Source organism: Kitasatospora sp. NPDC048194 (genome assembly GCF_043202455.1).
Classification (GTDB): domain Bacteria; phylum Actinomycetota; class Actinomycetes; order Streptomycetales; family Streptomycetaceae; genus Kitasatospora.
This window is the reverse complement of sequence record NZ_JBIDAK010000022.1, coordinates 75,470-91,829: the sequence shown is the minus strand read 5'-3', so window position 1 is coordinate 91,829 and position 16,360 is coordinate 75,470. Positions and strand designations below refer to the sequence as shown.

Sequence of the window (16,360 nt, the reverse complement as noted above, 5' to 3'; positions counted from 1 at the left end):
CCCGGCCCGTTCCGGCCCCTGGCGCCCGCTGCCGCCCGTCAGTGCCCGTGGCCGCCGCCCCGGGCCCCGCGCGGGCGGGTGAGGGTGAAGCGGTCGACCGGGACGAGCTCGCCGTAGGGGCCGTGGACGGCGTAGTACGTCACGTTGATGGTGGTGTCGCCGCCGTGCTCGCCCGGGTCGACGTCGAAGGAGGCGAAGCCGTACGGGTTGTCCGCGTCGCGGAAGGCGGACCAGGGGGCGTCCTCGATCACGTAGACCGGGGGCCGCTTGCCGGTGGCCTTGTCGACGGGGCCGACGCCGGTGATGACACGGGCCTTGGGCGGGGTGAAGAAGAGCTGGTTCGACGGGGCGGAGGTGCCGCCGCCACCGATGACCATGTGGACGGTGCCGCGGGTGGTGTCGATGGTCTCGGTGTCCGTGCCGGAGGGAACCGGCGTCCGGGTGTCGGTCGGCTGCTGGCCGCGGATCGGGTGGGAGCGCTCGTAGTGGTGCTCGTGGCCGCAGACCACCAGGTCGACGCCGTACTTGTCGAACAGCGGCACCCAGGTCTCGCGGATGCCGAGGTCGGCGCCGTTGAACTTGTCGGCGGTGGAGATCACCACCTGGTGCATGCAGACCACGATCCAGTCGATCCCCGGGTCCGCGTTGGCGGCGGTCAACTGCCGCTCCAACCAGCGCTGCTGGGCACCGCCGGAGTAGCCCCGGACGTAGGAGTTGCCACCGTCCTGGTAGGCGACGTCGTCGTTGTTGAGGCTGATCACCCGGACCGAGCCGGCCGTGAACGCGTACCAGAGGCCGTGCAGTCCCTCGTCCGAGCCGGCGTCCGGCAGGTCGAAGTAGGTCTGGTAGGCGCCGTAGCCGATCGGGCCGTTGCCGCGCTCGTTCTCGTGGTTGCCGGCGGCCGGCATCCAGGGGCGGTGGCGGGCCGAGCGGGTGTTGTTCTCGAACCAGTCGGACCAGGTGCGGACCCGGTCGGTGGCGAGGTTGGCGTAGCAGAGATCACCGTTGACCAGGTGGAACAGCGGGGCGACCCGCTCGACCCCGGCGGTGGTGTCGCCCGCTGCGGGGCTGCCGAGGTTGTCGTTGACGTAGCCGCCGGCGGTCTTCCTGCCCAGGGTGGGGGTGCCCTGGTCGCCGAAGCTGGTGAAGGTGAAGGCGGCCCGGCCGCGTGGGGCGGTGCGGACGGTGCCGAGCTCGGGGGTGGCGCCGTCGTGCACGGCGGCGTACACGTAGTCCGTGTCCGGGCGCAGGTCGGTGAGCCGTGCGTGGTGCACCTGGACCTCGGTGCCGGAGGCGGCGTCCCGGTAGGTGCGGGTCTCGGCCTGCGCGCTGCGGCCGAAGCCGCCGTGCGAAGTCCCGTACATCACGCGGGGGTTGGAGACGGACTCGGTGGTGTGCCAGGAGACCGTGACCTCGCGCGAGGCGTCCGAGCCGAACTGGAGGTGGAGCCCGCCCACCCGTGGGGCGCCGGAGCGGTCCGGCCGCTCCCACAGCAGTGGGGAGGCGGCGGCGGGGGTGGGCGCGATGCCGGAGAGGGAGACGGCGCCGCCGAGGCCGAGGCCGGTCGCCCCGGCCAGGAGTCCGCGCCTGCTGACGGGGGGACGTCCACTGGATGCGTTCATGGCGGCCAGCCTCACCGGGCGGAGGTGAACCGCGCCGGACCGGCCGTGTGAAATCTTCCCGGCGCGTGGCGGCCGAGCCGTCAGGGCTGTCGGGGCCGTCAGGGCTGTCCGGGCCGTCCGTCGGGTGGCGGCGCTCCGCCCGCCGGGGAATGCAGGAGCGGGGGGGCCGGGCCCCGGGGGGGGGGGGGGGGCCGGCGCCCCCCCCGGGGGGGGGGGGGGGGGCCGGGGCCCCCGCGGAACCTACGAGGTGGGGGTGGCCTCCGGACTTGACGTCCTCCGGCCGGTAGTTCGATCGTCGACCGAGGTACCAGCGGCAGACCCTGATCCGTCTCGATCTGTCGCCACTGCTTCTTGCGGTCGAACTTCCTTCAGCTACCTCGCAGGTCCACCACCCATGATGCCCCTCCTACGGCGTGTGCACCAGGGGTGAACAGGCAGAATTCGGGCAAATTTCGCAAGCCGTGCGCTGTGGGGGAGGCGCGGGCTGCGGGCTGCGGGCTGCGGGCCGTGCAGGCTGCCACCGGCCGTCACCGGGCGCCGCCGCGCGTCACCACCCGTCCACGAAGGCGAGCGTCCGGTGGTACGGCCCGTCCGGCCCGGTGCTGCGGTAGTCCTCGGTGCTGCTGCCGGTCCTCACGGTGCGGTCCCCGTCGTGGCGTTGGGCGGTGGCCCGCAGGGTGTGGTCCACGGTCGAGCGCTCGGTGACGTGGCCGCCCGTCGCGGTGGTGGCCTCCTGGTGGTAGCCGAGGTCCATCGCGGTGCGCTGGTCGGTGTTGCCGGCCGCGTCGTGCGTCACCCGGTAGCTGACGTCCAGCGGCTCGCCCTCGTGGACGGTGGTGGTGCGGTGCGGTCCGCCGCCCCAGGTGGCGGTGGTGCGGGTGAGGTCCGTGCGGTTGTGCAGCGTCACGTCGTTGCCGCTGTCGCGCAGTTGCTGGCCGGAGCTGAAGGCGAGGTCGTCGCGGACCTCGGTGGTGATCCGGCCGTGCGAGGTCTGCACCCAGCCCCGGGCGAGGTCGTGCCGGGCGGCCGTGACGGTCCAGTCGCCGCTGCCGCCGCCGTGGTCGGTGAGCTCGGTGCCCACGGTCGCCTCGGGGGCGACCCGGTAGTCGGTGAGCTGGCCCGAGGTGTGGCCGGCACCGTGGTCGGTCTCGGCGAACAGGTTGACCTGGCCGGTCCAGACGTCGTTGCTCTGCGCCTCGCTCGCGTTGACGGTGATGCCGACGGTGTGCGGGCGCCCGTCCAGCAGCAGGCCGACGTACGGGGTGAGGTCGAGGCGGTACGCGGGCAGGTCGAAGGCGAAGACGCCCGGCACCGGCCGCCACAGCAGCGGGTCCCAGCCGCCGGTGTAGATCACCGGGTAGGGCCAGACCGCTCCGGCCACCCGGCCGTCCACGGTGAGCCGCAGCTCGCGGAACGGGCCCTTGCCGCAGACGCCGATCGACGGGTTGGCGGCGGCGAAGGCGTCCGGCGCGGAGGCGTAGGCGAACTCCTCGCAGGCGCCGCCGCCCCGGGCGTAGACCTCGGCGGTCAGCCGCTGGAGGTTCTGCGGGAAGGCGAGTTCGCGCCCGGCGGTCGGCGCGGCCTGGGTGAGGGCGAACGGTCCGGTGGTGAGCAGCTGGTCGGCGCCGTGGGCGGCGGGCCAGCGGTCGTTCGCGGTGTAGAAGGTCAGGCTCGCGGAGATCCGGTAGACACCGGTGTAGGTGGCGTCGGTGACGTTGGCGAGGTCGAGGGAGAACGGCTGCGGTCCGGCCGCGAGGAGCGGTGCGTAGCGGGTCAGGTCGCGCTCGACGTTCCACTGGATGCCGTCCTTGGACGGCTCCGGGGTGGAGGAGAGCAGGACCTGCACGCCGCCGAGGCGGACGCTGAAGATCCGGTCGAACTGCCGTCCGGCGACCTGCCCGTGGAGGTCCATGACCACCGCGGACCAGGGGCCCGCGCAGTCGGCGGGCGGGGTGACGGTGCTGGTGTACGGGGTGTCGGGCGGGTTGCCGTAGCCGTTGCGGAACTCGCGTTCGTGCATCACCTCGACGGTGCAGGAGCGGGAGTCGGGGCGGGTGAGCGGCTTGGTGGCGGTGACCGGGTCGTGGTAGTCGCTGCCGAAGTCGGCGTGCGCGGGGCCGGCGGTGGTGAGGGTGGCGGCGAGGGTCAGGACGGCGGCGCCGATCAGGCGGGCGGTGCGGCGTAGGAGGGTGCCGCGGCCGCGGGCGCCGCGGGTGCCGTGGGTGTCAGGGCGGCCGGTGCCGCGGGCCGGGGTGTCGGGATCGCGGGTCGGGGTGCCGTGGGGTCCGGCGTGGCGGGCTGGGGTGTCGGTGCGGCGGAGCGGCGGGCGCAGGGCCAAGGCGGATCCCCCGGGGTCGGGCGGCCCGTCGGCGCGCGACGGGCCGGATGGGTGATCCGGGCATCCTGTCGGGGGTGGCATGTGACCGTCAAGAGCCCCTGCCGGCTTCCGCCGGCTGCCTACGGCTCCTCCAGCGCCGCCGCCTCCTGCCGGACCAGGTCACGCAGCACCGCCGGCGTCGGGCGGTGGTCGTCCGTCCGCCACTGCATCTCCAGCGGCAGCGTCGCCCGGCCGTCCAGCCGCACGGTGACCACGTCCTCGGTGAGGTGGCCGGTCATCGAGCCGGGGACCAGTGAGAAGGCGCGGTTGCGGGCGAGCAGGTAGAGCCGGGAGCCGACGATCCGGGGCGGGCTCACCAGCACCGGCGGGTCGATCCCGTGCGCCGCGCACAGGCCGAGCACGTGGTCGTAGTACCGGGGGTGCTGCTCGCGCGGCCACAACAGCAGCGGCAGGTCCCGCAGTTCGGTGAGGCGCAGGCCGGTGGTCCGGCCGGCCAGCGGGTGGTCCCGGCCGAGGGCGACCAGCACCGGCTCGTCGGCGATCCGCTCCAGCCGGTAGCCGGGCACCTCCTCCAGGAACCGGCCGAGGCCGAGGTCGGCGAGCTCGGCCGCCAGGGTGGTGGAGACCTGCCCGGTGTCCACGGCGAGTTCGGTGGTGGTCAGCGCGGGCAGCTCCTGCTCGGCCCGGCTGACCACGGCGGGCAGCAGCCGGTTCACCACGCTCGGGGAGGCGACGATCCGGACGGTCCCGAGCCGGGACTCCTCGTGCAGCCTGACCCGGGCCAGCAGTGACTCGGTCTGCTCGAGCAGCCGGGTGCTCTCCGCGGCCATCACCTCCCCGGCGCCGGTCAGCGCGACGGAGCGGCGGCTGCGGTCGAACAGCTGGGCGCCGACGGTGCGTTCCAGCCGGGCGACCTCCTGGCTGACCGTCGGCTGCGAGATGTGCAGCCGCTCGGCGGCGCGTCCGAAGTGCAGCGTCTCCGCGACGGCGAGGAAGACCTCCAGCTGGCGCAAGGTGAGACCCATGCCCATCAGCCTAGTGCGAACCGATAGCCAGAAAGCTATCGGAAGCCTCAGGACTCATTCTGGATTCCGATGTTGACCGTCCATACGCTGAGCGTCGCGTTGCCCCACCGCAGTGGCACCCGACAGGAAGCTGGCACCATGACCGGACTGCCCACCAGCACCCCCGCCATCAAGGTCGCCGAGGAGGTCGCGCAGGCCGTCGCCGACCGGCGGCCCGTGGTCGCCCTCGAGTCGACGATCTTCACCCACGGCCTGCCGCGGCCGCGCAACCTGGCCGTCGCGCTGGAGGCCGAGAACCAGCTGCGGGAGGCGGGCGTCGTCCCGGCCACCATCGGGGTGCACGAGGGCGTGCCCACCGTCGGTCTGAGCACCGAGCAGATCACCGAACTCGCCGCCACCGACGGCCTGGACAAGGTCAGTCTGCGCGACCTTCCGGTGGTCGCCGCGTTCGGCCGGCACGGCGGCACCACCGTCGCCGCCACCGCCTTCCTGGCCCACCGCGCGGGCGTCCGGGTCTTCTCCACCGGCGGCCTCGGCGGCGTCCACTTCGGCGCCTCCGAGACCTTCGACGAGTCGGCCGACATGACCACCCTGGCCGCCACCCCGGTCACCGTGATCAGCGCCGGCGTGAAGTCCATCCTCGACATCCGGGCCACCCTGGAGCGCTTCGAGACCTTCAACATCCCGGTCATCGGCTACCGCACCACCAAGTACCCCGGCTTCTACGTCACCGACTCCGGCCACGAGATCAACTTCAGCGTCCGGTCGCCCGAGGAGGCGGCCAGGGTGATCGACGCCCGCGACCGGCTCGACCTGCCCCAGGCCGTCCTGATCGCCAACCCCGTCGACCCGGCCAAGCAACTGCCGCCGGAGGAGTTGGACGGCATCCTGGCCCGTGCCTGGGCCCAGGCCGAACGCCTGGGCGTCACCGGCAACGCCTCCACCCCGTTCCTGCTCGACTTCATCCAGCGGGACACCGGTGGCCGCAGCCTGGAGGTCAACGTCGAGGTCTACCGCGGCAACGTCCGCCTCGGCGGCGAGATCGCCACCGCCCTGGCCGCCGCCGCGTCGACCGGGGCCTGACCCGTGCTCGGGGTGCTCGGCGACCTCGTCGAGGACATCGTGGTCTGGGTCGACGGCCCGCTGCGCCACGGCACCGACTCCAGCGCCCGGGTCTTCCGGCGGCGCGGCGGCAGCGCGGCCAACGTGGCCTGCTTCGCCGCCGGGCAGTACCCGGCCCGCTTCCTCGGCTGCGTCGGCGCGGACCCGATCGGGGACGGCGTCGTCGCCGAACTCGGCGGCCACGGCGTGGACGTACGGGTCCAGCGGCGCGGTCGCACCGGCAGCATCGTGGTGCTCATCGACCAGGACGGCGAACGCACCATGCTGCCCGACCGCGGCGCCGCCACGCTGCTGGAGCGCGTGCCCGAGCAGTGGCTCGCCGGTCTGACCCACCTTCACGTGCCCGGCTACTCCTTCGACGGGGAGCCGGTCGGCGCCACCGCGGTGGACGCGCTCGTCCGCGTCCGGCAGGGCGGCGGCAGCACGTCGGTGGACGCCTCGTCGACCGGCATGCTGGAGCAGTTCGGACGTGAGCGGTTCCTCACCCTGCTGGGTGAGTTGGCGCCGACCCTGCTGTTCGCCAACCGCTCCGAGTCGGCCTTCCTCGGGCTGCTGGTGGACGGCCTGCCGGGGCCCGAACGCGCCCGGCTGGCGGGCACCACAGTGGTCACCAAGGCCGGGGCCGGGGCGACCACCGTCGACGTGCCCGGCCAGGAGCCGTTCACCGTGCCGGTCCCGCCGGTGGCGCAGGTCCGGGACCTCACCGGGGCCGGGGACGCGTTCGCGGCGGGCTTCCTGGCCGGCTTCCTGGACACCGGGGACCTGCGGCTGGCGGCCGCACTCGGGCACCGCAGCGCGGCCCGGGTGCTGGCCTCGCCGGGGGCCAGCATGGGGTAGGCGGCGGTGGGCCGGGATCGGCGGGGGTCGGCGGCGCCGGGGGGTCGGTGTCCGCGGACGGGCCGGCGCCTCGGCCCACCAGGCGGGGCCTCGGCCGCCGACCGGGCCGGGGCTTCCGCCGAGGGGGTCGGCGGCGCCGGCGATCGGGCCGTGGCTTCCGCCGAGGGGGTCGGCGGCGCCGGCGATCGGGCCGTGGTTCCGGCGATCGGGCCGGGCGTCCGCCGAGGGGCAGGCTTCCGCCGACCGGTTCGCTCGGCGGGGACGGCTACGCCCGCAGGGCGTCCTTGCGGAGGAAGCGCTTCAGCCGCTGCCACGTCCAGGCGTTGATCACGTCCTCCGCGGTGAGCCAACCGCGCTGCGCCGTACCGACGCCGAGGCGCGGGTAGGCGAGGTGGCCGGTGGCGTGCGCGTCGCTGTCGATCGCGAAGCGCACGCCGTGCCGCCTGGCCCGCAGGATGTCCTCGTCGCGCAGGTCGAGCCGCTGCGGGGCGCTGTTGATCTCGATCGCGGTACCGGTGCGGGCGGCGGCCGCGAACACCGCGTCCAGATCCACGTCGATCGGCCCGCGCCGGCCGATCCGGCGGGTGGTGAGGTGGCCGATGACGTGCACGTGGGGGTTCTCGCAGGCGCGGATCAGCCGACGGGTCTGGGCGGCGCGGTCGAGGGTGAAGTGCGAGTGCACGGAGGCCACGCAGACGTCGAAGCCGGCCAGGAACTCGGGCGGCCAGTCCACGCCGCCGTCCGGGCCGATGTTCAGCTCGGTGCCGTGCAGCAGCCGCAACTTCGGGTGCCGGTCGGCGAGTCGGCGCAGCTCCGCGCGCTGGGCGAGCATCTTCTCGTCCGTCATGCGCTGCATCACCAGGTCCGGCGCGTGGTCGGTGACGGCGAAGTAGGAGTAGCCGCGTGCCGCCGCCGTGTCGATCATCTCGGTGAGGGTGGCCAGGCCGTCGGTGAGGTCGGTGTGGGTGTGCAGGTCGCCGCGGAGGTCCGACTCCTGGATCAGTTCGGGGAGTTCACCGTTCAGCGCGGCCTCGATCTCGCCGCGGTCCTCGCGCAGCGGCGGCGGGATCCAGGGCAGGCCGAGGGCGGCGTACACCTCGTCCTCGGTCTCCGAGACGATCTTGGCGCCCTCCACCTCGGCGCCCTTTCCGGAGGCCTCCCCGGCGTTCCTGCCGGAGCCCTTCCGAGGAGCTCTCGAGGCCTTCGCGCCGCCCGTCCCGGCGCGTTTGCGGCCATCGCCGGCCACCTCGAACAGCCCGTACTCGGAGAGCTTCAGCCCGGCCCGCACCGCCATCGTGCGCAGCTTGATGTTGTGCGCCTTGGACCCGGTGAAGTAGACCAGCGCCGCGCCCCAGTCCTCCTCGGGGACGACCCGCAGGTCCACCTGGACGCCCTGGGTGGTGCGGACCGACGTCTTGGTCGGCCCGCTCGCGATCACCTCGGCCACGTACGGGAGTCGGGTCAGCGCGGCCATCAGCGGGGCGGAGTCGGCGGCGGTCGCCAGCACGTCGATGTCACCGACCGTCTCCCGCATCCGCCGCAGCGAACCCGCGTACGCGCAGCGGGTGCAGCCGGGGACGGCCGACAGCGCCTCCACCACCTGGTCGGCCAGCTCGATGGCGGTGTCGAGCAGGGTGCGCCCGCCGGACTGCCGCATCAGCTCGATGCCGTGCAGGATCTTCTCGCCGCTGCGCTCCCCGAACCCCGCCAGGCCGGACAGCTTGTCGCCGCGGACGGCTTCGGCGAGTTCGTCGACGGAGGCGATGCCGAGGTCGCGGTAGAGGGAGAGGGCGCGCTTGGGGCCCACGCTGGGAACGGCCATCATCTCGCGCACGCCGGCCGGGATCTTGGCGCGCATGGTCTCCAGCGCGGGGATCCTTCCGGTGGCGAGGTACTCGGCGATCTTCTCGGCGGTGGACTTGCCGACGCCGGGGATCTCCTGGAGTCCCTTGACGTCCAGACCCGCCAAATCCTCCGGGTGGCCGCCGACCGCTCGGGCCGCCTTCTCGTACGCGCGGGCCCGGAAGGCGTCCCCACCGGTGATGTTGATCAGGTCGGCGTACTCCTGGAGCAGCTCCCTGACCTGGTCGTTGAGCCGGGGCATGGGGCAAGTCTAGGTTCGGCGGCCGCAGTTCGCCGCCCGGTCGGTCAGTCGTAGGCGACCGTCAGCAGCAGGACCACGGTGAGGCCGCCGCCGGGTGTGGGCTCGACCGAGAGCCGCCCGCCCGCGGCCAGCACCAGGCTGTGCAGCGCCGGGCCCACCGGCCCGGTGGCGCGTACGCCCGTCGACAGCCGGTCGATCCCCGCGGGCGGCTCGTAGGACCCGCGGTCGGAGATCCGCAGCTCGACCCGCTCCCGCTCGTACGCCGTGCAGCCGGCCCGGGCCGCCGACCGGGGCGCCGCCCGGCCGGTGCCGACGACCTCCGCCCGGACCAGCACCCCACCGCCCAGCGGGCTGCGCCGGATCGCGTGGTCGACCAGCCCGGCGAGCGCGGCCTCCATCCGCCGGGCGTCCCCGGTCACCACCGGCAGCCCCGGTGCCAGCCGGACCGTGACCGCTGCCGCCCGGCCGCCGCCCCGCACCACCCGGCGCACCACCTCGGCGACCTGGACGTGCCGCGCCTGCGGATCGCAGCCGGCCTGGCGGCCGGTCCACCGCAGCCGCTCCAGCTCGGCGCGGGAGAGCGACCGGGGCGAGGCGATCGCGAAGGGCCGGAAGGGGTCGCGGCCCTCCGGCGCGGCACCGCCGTCCGTGCGGTCGGAGCCGCCCGGGCCGCCGAGTGCGCCGCCGAGCGGGCCGCCGAGCGCGCCGCCGAGCGGGCCGCCGAGCGCGCCGCCGAGCGCGCCCAGTGCCCGGGCCCCCGAAGCGACGTAGCCCCAGAGCTTCCCGCGTGCCATCGCCCTGCCCCTCGTACCCGACCGGCGGCCGCCATCCGTGCCGCGGCCCACCGGGGCCTGCCGACCGGCTTGCCCTGCTGCCAGCCTGCGCCTGCTCCGCCCGGGTGACAATCCGGCTCCGGGAGGCGATGGCGGCCTCGGCCCCCGCCGAGCGGCAGGCCGGGCACCCGCCGTCCGGCGGGGCGGCCGGCGGTCGACGGTCCGGTGCCGTGCGGGGGTCGGCCGGGCCCGGGGAGCTCTGGTGGGGGCGCGAGCTCTGGTGGGCGCGAGCGCTGGTGGGGGCGCGCCACGCCGGCGTCCAAGGAACCGCAAACAGGCGTTCGCAAAAAACCCTTTGCAAACAGGTGTGTGTGGTCCTACGCTGCCGACCATGACCGAAGAACGCGGCTGGATGCACAGTGACGACCCACAGATCGTCCTGACTGCCAAGGGCATGAAGGCGATGGCCCACCCGGTGCGCATGCGCCTGGTCGGACTGCTGCGCAAGCACGGCCCGTCCACGGCGACCAGACTGGCGGAGCAACTGGGGCTCAACTCCGGAGCCACCAGCTACCACCTGCGCCAGCTCGCCGCGGCGGGCTTCGTCGAGGAGGACACGGAGCGGGGCAACGCCAGGGAGCGGTGGTGGCGCTCGGCGCACCGGCTCACGGTCTGGACCGGGGACGACATGGCCGACGAGGAGCCCGAGACGGCCGTCGGGTTCCTGCGTTCGGTGCTCACCGCCCACACGCTGACCGCCCAGCGCGCGCTCGACGCCTTCGAGACCATGCCCCGGGAGTGGCGCAAGGAGGTCCACTTCAGCGACCTGCTGCTGCAGCTCACACCGGCCGAGGCCGGGCAGCTGTCCGACGAGCTGAACGCGGTGATCAGCCGCTACCGCCGGGTCGGTGCCGAGGGGCCGGTCCCCGCGGGCAGCGAGCAGGTCTCCGTGGTCCTCCACGTGCTGCCCGACCCGGCCGAGGGAAGGCCCGAATGACCGCGACCGAGCCCGCGACCGCGACCGCGGCTGCCGCCGCCGGCCCGCCGGTGCGCAGCCTCCGGCCCCTTGTCGGGGTGCTCGCCGCCACCGCCGTCTCCCTGACCGGGACACGCATCTCGGCCATCGCGCTGCCCTGGTTCGTCCTCGCCACCACCGGCAGCGCCACCATGACCGGCCTGGTCGCCTTCGCCGAGATGGCGCCGTACGTGCTGGTCAAGGCGCTGACCGGGCCGCTGGTCGACCGCCTCGGGCCGCGCGTGGTGTCCTGGAGCACGGACGCGGTGAGCGCGCTCGCCGCCGGGCTCGTCCCGCTGCTGCACGCGCGCGGCCTGCTGCCGTTCTGGCTGCTGCTCGTGATGGTGGCGGTGATCGGGGCGGTGCGTGGCCCGGGGGACCTGGCCAAGTCCGTCATGGTGCCGGAGGCGGCGGACCGCGCCAGGGTGCCCCTGGAGCGCGCCACCGGGCTGTCCGGCGTCACCGAACGGCTCGCCTCCACCGTCGGCCCGGCGGTGGGTGGCGGGCTGGTCGCACTGGTCGGGCCGCTGGCCGGACTGGCGGTCAACGCGGGCACCTTCGCACTCGGCTCGCTGCTCGTCGCCCTGGCACTGCCGCAGGGCATGGGGCGTCCGGCCGTCCCGGCCGGCGCCGCGTCGCCGGAGGAGTCCCACCAGGGCGGCGGTTACTGGCAGCAGTTCCGGGAGGGCTTCGGCTTCCTCCGGACGGAGCCGCTGCTGCTCACCGTGATCGTGATGGTCGGCATCACCAACCTGCTCGACGCCGGGTTCAGCACGGTGCTCGTCCCGGTGTGGGCCAGGGAGTCCGGGAACGGCCCGGCCGTGATCGGCCTGATCGGCAGCGTCCAGGGCGTCACGGCGGTGGCCGGCAGCCTGATCGCTGCGGCGCTCGCCCACCGGCTGCCCCGCCGTACGGTCTTCTTCGTCGGCTTCCTGGTGGCGGGGGCACCGCGATTCCTGGTGCTCGCGCTCGGCGCGCCGATGTGGGCCGTGGTCACCGTGTTCGCGGTCGGCGGTTTCGGCTCCGGCTTCCTCAACCCGATCCTCGGGGCGGTCCTCTTCGAACGGGTGCCCCGCCACCTCCTCGGCCGGGTCCACGCCCTGGGGGACTCCCTCGCCTGGGCCGGCATCCCCCTGGGCGGGATCGTCGCAGGCGGGGCGGTCGCGCTCGTCGGTCTGATACCCAGCCTGCTCACGGCAGGGGTCCTGTACTTCGCCACCACGACGCTGACCGGTCTGCGGCCGGAGTGGCGGGACATGGACCGACTGCGCGGGCACGCGAGTGCCGCGGCCACCGAGCGGCGGACCGAGCCAGCTCGTAGCTAAGGCATCGACCGGGCAGCGCGAGTGCCGCGGCCACCGAGCGGCGGACCGAGCCGGCTCGCACCTAAGGCATCGACCGGGCAACGCGCGGGCGACCGGCCCAGCGCAGGAGCAGGAGGCTGACCAGGGCGGCGAGGGCGCACCAGGTGGAGACGAAGGCGAACCGCCAGAGCAAGGCGCAGGCCAGGGCGCCCGCCCCGGTGAGCAGACCGAGGCGACGGAGCAGACGGTCGCCGCTGATCAGGAGGGAGCCGACGGTGGCGAGGAGGTAGCCGGTGAGCAGGAGCGCCGGGTGCGGGAGGCCGATCGCGTAGTCGAGGGTGTGCCCGTGCGGGGTGGCCGTCACCGGGTGGCCTGCGACTGCCGCGGTGAGGGGGATCGCCACCGCTGCGCCCAGCAGGACCAGCGCGGCGAGCACGCGGCGTCGCGCCGGGCCGGCCGGGTCGCCCGGCTCGGTGGCCGCGCACCACACCGCGGTCGGGACCAGCACGGGCAGCAGCGGCAGGGCGATCGCCGCCCAGGCGGTCCGGGCGGCCCCGGCCGGTCCGTCCGCCAGGCCGTCGTCCGCACCGAGCCAGACCAGTGCTTCGATCAGCTGGTGCACCCCGAGGACCAGCGGGAGCGCGGCGAGCGGCAGCCGCTGGGGCCGGCCGGACCGCCGGGCGCGGACCAGGCATGCCACACCGGCACCCGCCACCAGCCCGCCGGCCAGGGCGTCCGCCTGCGCGCTCCAGCACATCGGCCCGCTACCCGCCCCTCGGCCGTCCGTCCTCCGGGCTTCGACCCTCCCCCTTCTGGCCGGTCGCGTTGTTGCCGGCCCTGTCGTAGCGGGTCGTGTCCGCGCCCTCCGGAGGCCGGTCCGCTGCGTCTCCGCTGCCGTCCTGGCCCTCGCTGGCCGTGCGGGCGGCCGCGCCCTGGTCGTCGCGCCCGTCCTTCTCGTCCCCGTCCCCGTCCCCATCCCCATCCCCGTCCCCGTGTGCTCCCCCTTCCCTCTCGCCGTCCCGCTTCCCGTCCTCGGCTGGGGGGCCGCTGTCCCCGGGGCCGTCCTCCGGTGATGCCCCGATGTTCTCCAGCGTGTCCCGGACGGTGCCGGGCATCGCCGGATGCCGACCGATCACGATCACCCCGATCACGATGGCCAACAGCCCGATCACCTCCCAGGCCAGCGCCGCCGGGGTGACCCGCAGCCGGTCGCCGAGGAAGCCGACCGCGCAGGCGATCCCGGACAGCGGCTGGGCGGCGGTCAACGCGGGCAGGGACATCCGCAGCGGCGCGGCCTCGAAGGCGCTCTGCACCAGCAGCAGCCCGACCACGCCCGCCACCACCACCGCGTACGGCTGCCAGGTGCGCAGCACGGCGGCCAGCCCGTCGTGGTCCAATCGCTGGGTGGTGGTGCGGGTGAGCGCGTCCTGCAGCCCGTACAGCAGACCAGCGGCGAGCGCCAGCAGTGTGGCCTCCTCCAACAGCGGCAGTCGGCGGGCGAACGAGACCAGCAGCAGGGTCAACCCGACCACCGTGCCGACCACCAGCCAGTGCCGCAGCTCCCCGGCGGGCTCCCCGCCCCCGGTCGGCTGCCCGGCCACGATGAACGCCGTCACCCCGAGGCCCAGCAGGAGCACCCCGCCCCAGCCGGAACGCCCCAGCGTCTGACGGGTCAGCACCCGGGCGAGCGCCATCGCGAAGAGCAGATTGGTCGCCAACAACGGCTCGACCAAGGACACCTGGCCCTGGTTGAGCGCGAGAGCGGAGAGCAGCAGCCCGCTGACCATGAAACCGGTGCCGAGCAGCCACTCCGGCATCCGCAGCAGGTCCAGCAGCAGCCGCCAGTGCAGGAGGTCGGCACGAGGAGCCCGCTGCGCCGCGTGCTGCTGGAGGACGAAGCCCAGTCCCAGAAAGCAGGCTGCGCCGAGGGCGAGGAGGAAGACCGCCACGGAGGGACCACCAGATCGTCGCTGCCCCGCGCCGCGCCGGCGGGTCCGGGGTGGGGTCGGCGGTCGCGGCGTGCTTCCGTCAGCGTACCGCCGGGGCGGCGGCCGGGCCGACCGGACGCGGCCGCACCGGCGATCCCGGTCCGCCGGCAGGCCCCCGCCGGCGCCACCCGCTCGGGCTTGCCGCTTCCTGTCGGGCAGGCGCACGCTGGTGTGAGCGGCCACCACGGGCCACCGCCCGTGCCGGCCCGATCAGGCGCGACGGGGGCCTGCGCCAGGAGGTGTGGCATGCACAACCAGTGGGACGTGGAGCTGAGCTTCGATGAGGACGGTGTGCACACGGCGTGCAACGCCAGGCTGGTCGGCGCGAGGGCGCCCGGCCTGAGCGCGCACGGCGAGGCCGTGAAGAGCGCGGACGACCGCCCGCTCGCCAGGATCGGCGAGGAGGTCGCGGCATCCCGCGCCCTGGAGGAGCTGTCCCGCAAGCTGCGGGCCCAGGCCACCGGGGAGATCGAGGACGAGGGACACCGCCCGGGCTACCTGATCTACTGAACCCCCTGCCCTCGGCGGCCCCTCCTGCCCCCCGGGACGGCCGGACCGGCCACTCCCTCCGGCACAGCGGCGCCCCCGCAGCCCGAGGGCTCGACCGCCCCACCACCGCCGGGAGTTGAGCCCGCGCGGGCCTCCGCCCGGTGACCGGCTCGGTAGCGGCCCGGTGTCGTTCCGGCGAGGTCGGTGGACGCTGTGATGAAGCTGCTGGGGTTAGCCCGTCCACGAGGATGGGCGGTCCGGGTGGTGTCGTGGCCGTGCGCCAGAGCACCAGCGCGTGATGGACGCGCAGGTAGGTGCGTCACTCGTAGAAGGCACCTCAGAGGTCATGGCGGAACACCCGGCTGCGGAACTGGGCGATCGACGGCACCCGGGAGCGCGCCTTCATCGCGCTGATACGTAGGGCGACCGGGACCGGGTCGCCTCGGTCGACACCGTGATCATGCGCGCACGCTGGAACGCGGCCGGGGCCTTGCGGGAGGACCCTCAAGGACTCCTGACAAAAGTGGTGGGCTTGACCTGGTCGGAGGACGGTGTCGTGCACGAGGTCGCCGGGTAGCGGGACGCGGGCAGCCGCGTGATCGCATGCGATAAACCCGGCGACGTCGACGAACTTCCCCGGGATGCTGGTCGCCCATGGATGAGGTCGAAGTCGTCGTCGCCCATTCCGAGCGTGCGACTCTGCGCGTCGGCGACGTGTTCCTGAAGGTGGACACCGATCAGACGCGCATCGACGTCGAGGTCGAGGCCATGTCCCTGCGCCGGTCCCGACCCCGGAGATCCTGTGGCGCAAGGCGCCCGTCCTCGCGATCGCCGCACTCCCTGGGACAGCGCTCGGCCGTCTCGGTGAGCCGTCAACCGCGTCGCCGGCGGCGTGGGCCGCGGCGGGCGCCGCCATCCGGAGGCTGCACGAAGCACCGTTGCCGTCCTGGGCCGGTCGGCGCCGCCGGAATCCCGACGAGTTGATGGCGGAACTCGACGGCGAGTGCGACTTGCTGGTGACGAACGGCGTCCTGCCCGCCGACCTGGTCACCCGCAACCGCCAGGTCGCCGAGGCCGCGCTCCGTCCGTGGATTCCAGCGTTCACGCACGGCGACCTGCAGGTCGATCACGTCTTCGTCGACGGCGACGAGGTCACGGGCATCATCGACTGGTCCGAGGCGGGCCGGGGTGATGCCCTGTTCGACCTCGCCACCTTGACGCTCGGACACGAGGAGCACCTCGACGACGTCATCGCCGGTTATGGCACCGCTGTCGACCGCGACGTGATCCACGCCTGGTGGTCATTGCGAAGCCTGCTGGGGGTTCGCTGGCTGGTCGAGCACGGCTTCGACCCCTTCGCGCCGGGCTGTGAGGTCGACGTGCTGAGGTCCCGGATGTGAGGCTTTGGGGCCGGACTGACCACGTGTGCGTTCTGAGATACTCAAAGTGGATCCCGGTGTACAGCACGAACAGGATCCCGCACAGCACCTTGGGACTATCCAGACGCTTACGACCTGGACGCCGCGGATTGCGCGGGAGGACAGGCAACAGCGGCTCGATGCGCGCCCGTAACTCGTCGTCGATTTCCCACGGCCTGGCAGCGGTCTTCCTGGACTCGACTGGCTCGCACCCCTCTTCGGCCAGCATCAACGAGCACTGATGCTCCGTCACTCCAGGCGGTTCAGAAACCTCATTTTGTCAGGAGTCGTTGGAGGAGCTGCTGAGGTTGAACTCGTGATGTCG

At 74.0% G+C, this 16,360-nt stretch carries 11 protein-coding genes and 3 pseudogenes; 6 read left to right on the top strand and 8 right to left on the bottom strand.

The window, feature by feature from the left end; all coding sequences use genetic code 11:
- Positions 1–38: 38 nt before the first annotated feature.
- From ACGF07_RS24680 to ACGF07_RS24670, 3 genes are all read right to left on the bottom strand, one after another.
- Positions 39–1,622 (bottom strand): purple acid phosphatase family protein, encoded by a 1,584-nt coding sequence (locus tag ACGF07_RS24680; protein ID WP_392902054.1) that lies wholly within the window; start codon positions 1,620–1,622, stop codon positions 39–41.
- 547 nt (positions 1,623–2,169) lie between these two features.
- Positions 2,170–3,960, bottom strand: a complete 1,791-nt coding sequence (locus tag ACGF07_RS24675) for a peptide-N4-asparagine amidase (protein ID WP_392902053.1) — start codon at positions 3,958–3,960, stop codon at positions 2,170–2,172.
- Between the two features lie 119 nt (positions 3,961–4,079).
- A complete protein-coding gene (locus ACGF07_RS24670; protein WP_392902051.1) occupies positions 4,080–4,985 on the bottom strand; it encodes a LysR family transcriptional regulator in 906 nt (301 codons plus the stop codon).
- Between the two features lie 138 nt (positions 4,986–5,123).
- Here ACGF07_RS24670 and ACGF07_RS24665 point away from each other — a divergent pair, with 138 nt between their 5' ends.
- The gene (locus ACGF07_RS24665) at positions 5,124–6,068 is read left to right on the top strand and encodes a pseudouridine-5'-phosphate glycosidase (protein ID WP_392902049.1); all 945 of its coding nucleotides are present in this window, start codon (positions 5,124–5,126) and stop codon (positions 6,066–6,068) included.
- A 3-nt stretch (positions 6,069–6,071) separates the two neighbouring features.
- Positions 6,072–6,944 carry a carbohydrate kinase family protein gene (locus ACGF07_RS24660; protein WP_392902047.1) on the top strand — a complete coding sequence of 291 codons (873 nt, stop codon included), beginning with the start codon at positions 6,072–6,074 and terminating at the stop codon, positions 6,942–6,944.
- A 265-nt stretch (positions 6,945–7,209) separates the two neighbouring features.
- Here the strand turns inward: ACGF07_RS24660 and ACGF07_RS24655 are convergent, their stop codons facing one another.
- Together ACGF07_RS24655 and ACGF07_RS24650 are read right to left on the bottom strand one after the other, a co-directional pair.
- Positions 7,210–9,048, bottom strand: a complete 1,839-nt coding sequence (locus ACGF07_RS24655) for a helix-hairpin-helix domain-containing protein (protein ID WP_392902046.1) — start codon at positions 9,046–9,048, stop codon at positions 7,210–7,212.
- 44 nt (positions 9,049–9,092) lie between these two features.
- Entirely contained in the window at positions 9,093–9,842 is a 750-nt protein-coding gene (locus tag ACGF07_RS24650; RefSeq protein WP_392902044.1) for a hypothetical protein, read from the bottom strand.
- A gap of 370 nt (positions 9,843–10,212) precedes the next feature.
- Here ACGF07_RS24650 and ACGF07_RS24645 point away from each other — a divergent pair, with 370 nt between their 5' ends.
- Both ACGF07_RS24645 and ACGF07_RS24640 read left to right on the top strand, forming a co-directional pair.
- Positions 10,213–10,818, top strand: coding sequence for an ArsR/SmtB family transcription factor (locus ACGF07_RS24645; RefSeq protein ID WP_392902042.1), 606 nt, complete (start codon positions 10,213–10,215; stop codon positions 10,816–10,818).
- Positions 10,815–12,161: an MFS transporter gene (locus ACGF07_RS24640; RefSeq protein ID WP_392902041.1), complete on the top strand. Its 1,347-nt coding sequence runs from the start codon at positions 10,815–10,817 to the stop codon at positions 12,159–12,161. Before ACGF07_RS24645 ends, ACGF07_RS24640 begins: the two co-directional genes overlap by 4 nt.
- Before the next feature lie 61 nt (positions 12,162–12,222).
- Here ACGF07_RS24640 and ACGF07_RS24635 read toward each other — a convergent pair whose 3' ends face one another.
- The gene (locus ACGF07_RS24635) at positions 12,223–12,897 is read right to left on the bottom strand and encodes a DUF6629 family protein (protein WP_392902039.1); all 675 of its coding nucleotides are present in this window, start codon (positions 12,895–12,897) and stop codon (positions 12,223–12,225) included.
- Between the two features lie 352 nt (positions 12,898–13,249).
- Positions 13,250–14,089 (bottom strand): annotated as a pseudogene (locus tag ACGF07_RS24630) (DMT family transporter); the annotation flags it as partial.
- 285 nt (positions 14,090–14,374) lie between these two features.
- On the opposite strand from ACGF07_RS24630, the gene ACGF07_RS24625 reads away from it, so the two are divergent.
- Positions 14,375–14,638: a dsRBD fold-containing protein gene (locus ACGF07_RS24625; protein ID WP_350736967.1), complete on the top strand. Its 264-nt coding sequence runs from the start codon at positions 14,375–14,377 to the stop codon at positions 14,636–14,638.
- 633 nt (positions 14,639–15,271) lie between these two features.
- Positions 15,272–16,017 (top strand): annotated as a pseudogene (locus tag ACGF07_RS24620) (phosphotransferase).
- A gap of 34 nt (positions 16,018–16,051) precedes the next feature.
- Here ACGF07_RS24620 and ACGF07_RS24615 read toward each other — a convergent pair.
- Positions 16,052–16,264: pseudogene (locus ACGF07_RS24615) on the bottom strand (hypothetical protein); the annotation flags it as partial.
- Between the last annotated feature and the right edge of the window lie 96 nt (positions 16,265–16,360).

Bases quoted from the DNA above. Each gene is read 5' to 3' on its own strand.
- ACGF07_RS24680 (WP_392902054.1), bottom strand. From the start codon at position 1,622: ATGAACGCATCCAGTGGACGTCCCCCCGTCAGCAGGCGCGGACTCCTG.
- ACGF07_RS24670 (WP_392902051.1), bottom strand. From the start codon at position 4,985: ATGGGTCTCACCTTGCGCCAGCTGGAGGTCTTCCTCGCCGTCGCGGAG.
- ACGF07_RS24665 (WP_392902049.1), top strand. From the start codon at position 5,124: ATGACCGGACTGCCCACCAGCACCCCCGCCATCAAGGTCGCCGAGGAG.
- ACGF07_RS24655 (WP_392902046.1), bottom strand. From the start codon at position 9,048: ATGCCCCGGCTCAACGACCAGGTCAGGGAGCTGCTCCAGGAGTACGCC.
- ACGF07_RS24650 (WP_392902044.1), bottom strand. From the start codon at position 9,842: ATGGCACGCGGGAAGCTCTGGGGCTACGTCGCTTCGGGGGCCCGGGCA.
- ACGF07_RS24645 (WP_392902042.1), top strand. From the start codon at position 10,213: ATGACCGAAGAACGCGGCTGGATGCACAGTGACGACCCACAGATCGTC.
- ACGF07_RS24640 (WP_392902041.1), top strand. From the start codon at position 10,815: ATGACCGCGACCGAGCCCGCGACCGCGACCGCGGCTGCCGCCGCCGGC.
- ACGF07_RS24635 (WP_392902039.1), bottom strand. From the start codon at position 12,897: ATGTGCTGGAGCGCGCAGGCGGACGCCCTGGCCGGCGGGCTGGTGGCG.
- ACGF07_RS24625 (WP_350736967.1), top strand. From the start codon at position 14,375: ATGCACAACCAGTGGGACGTGGAGCTGAGCTTCGATGAGGACGGTGTG.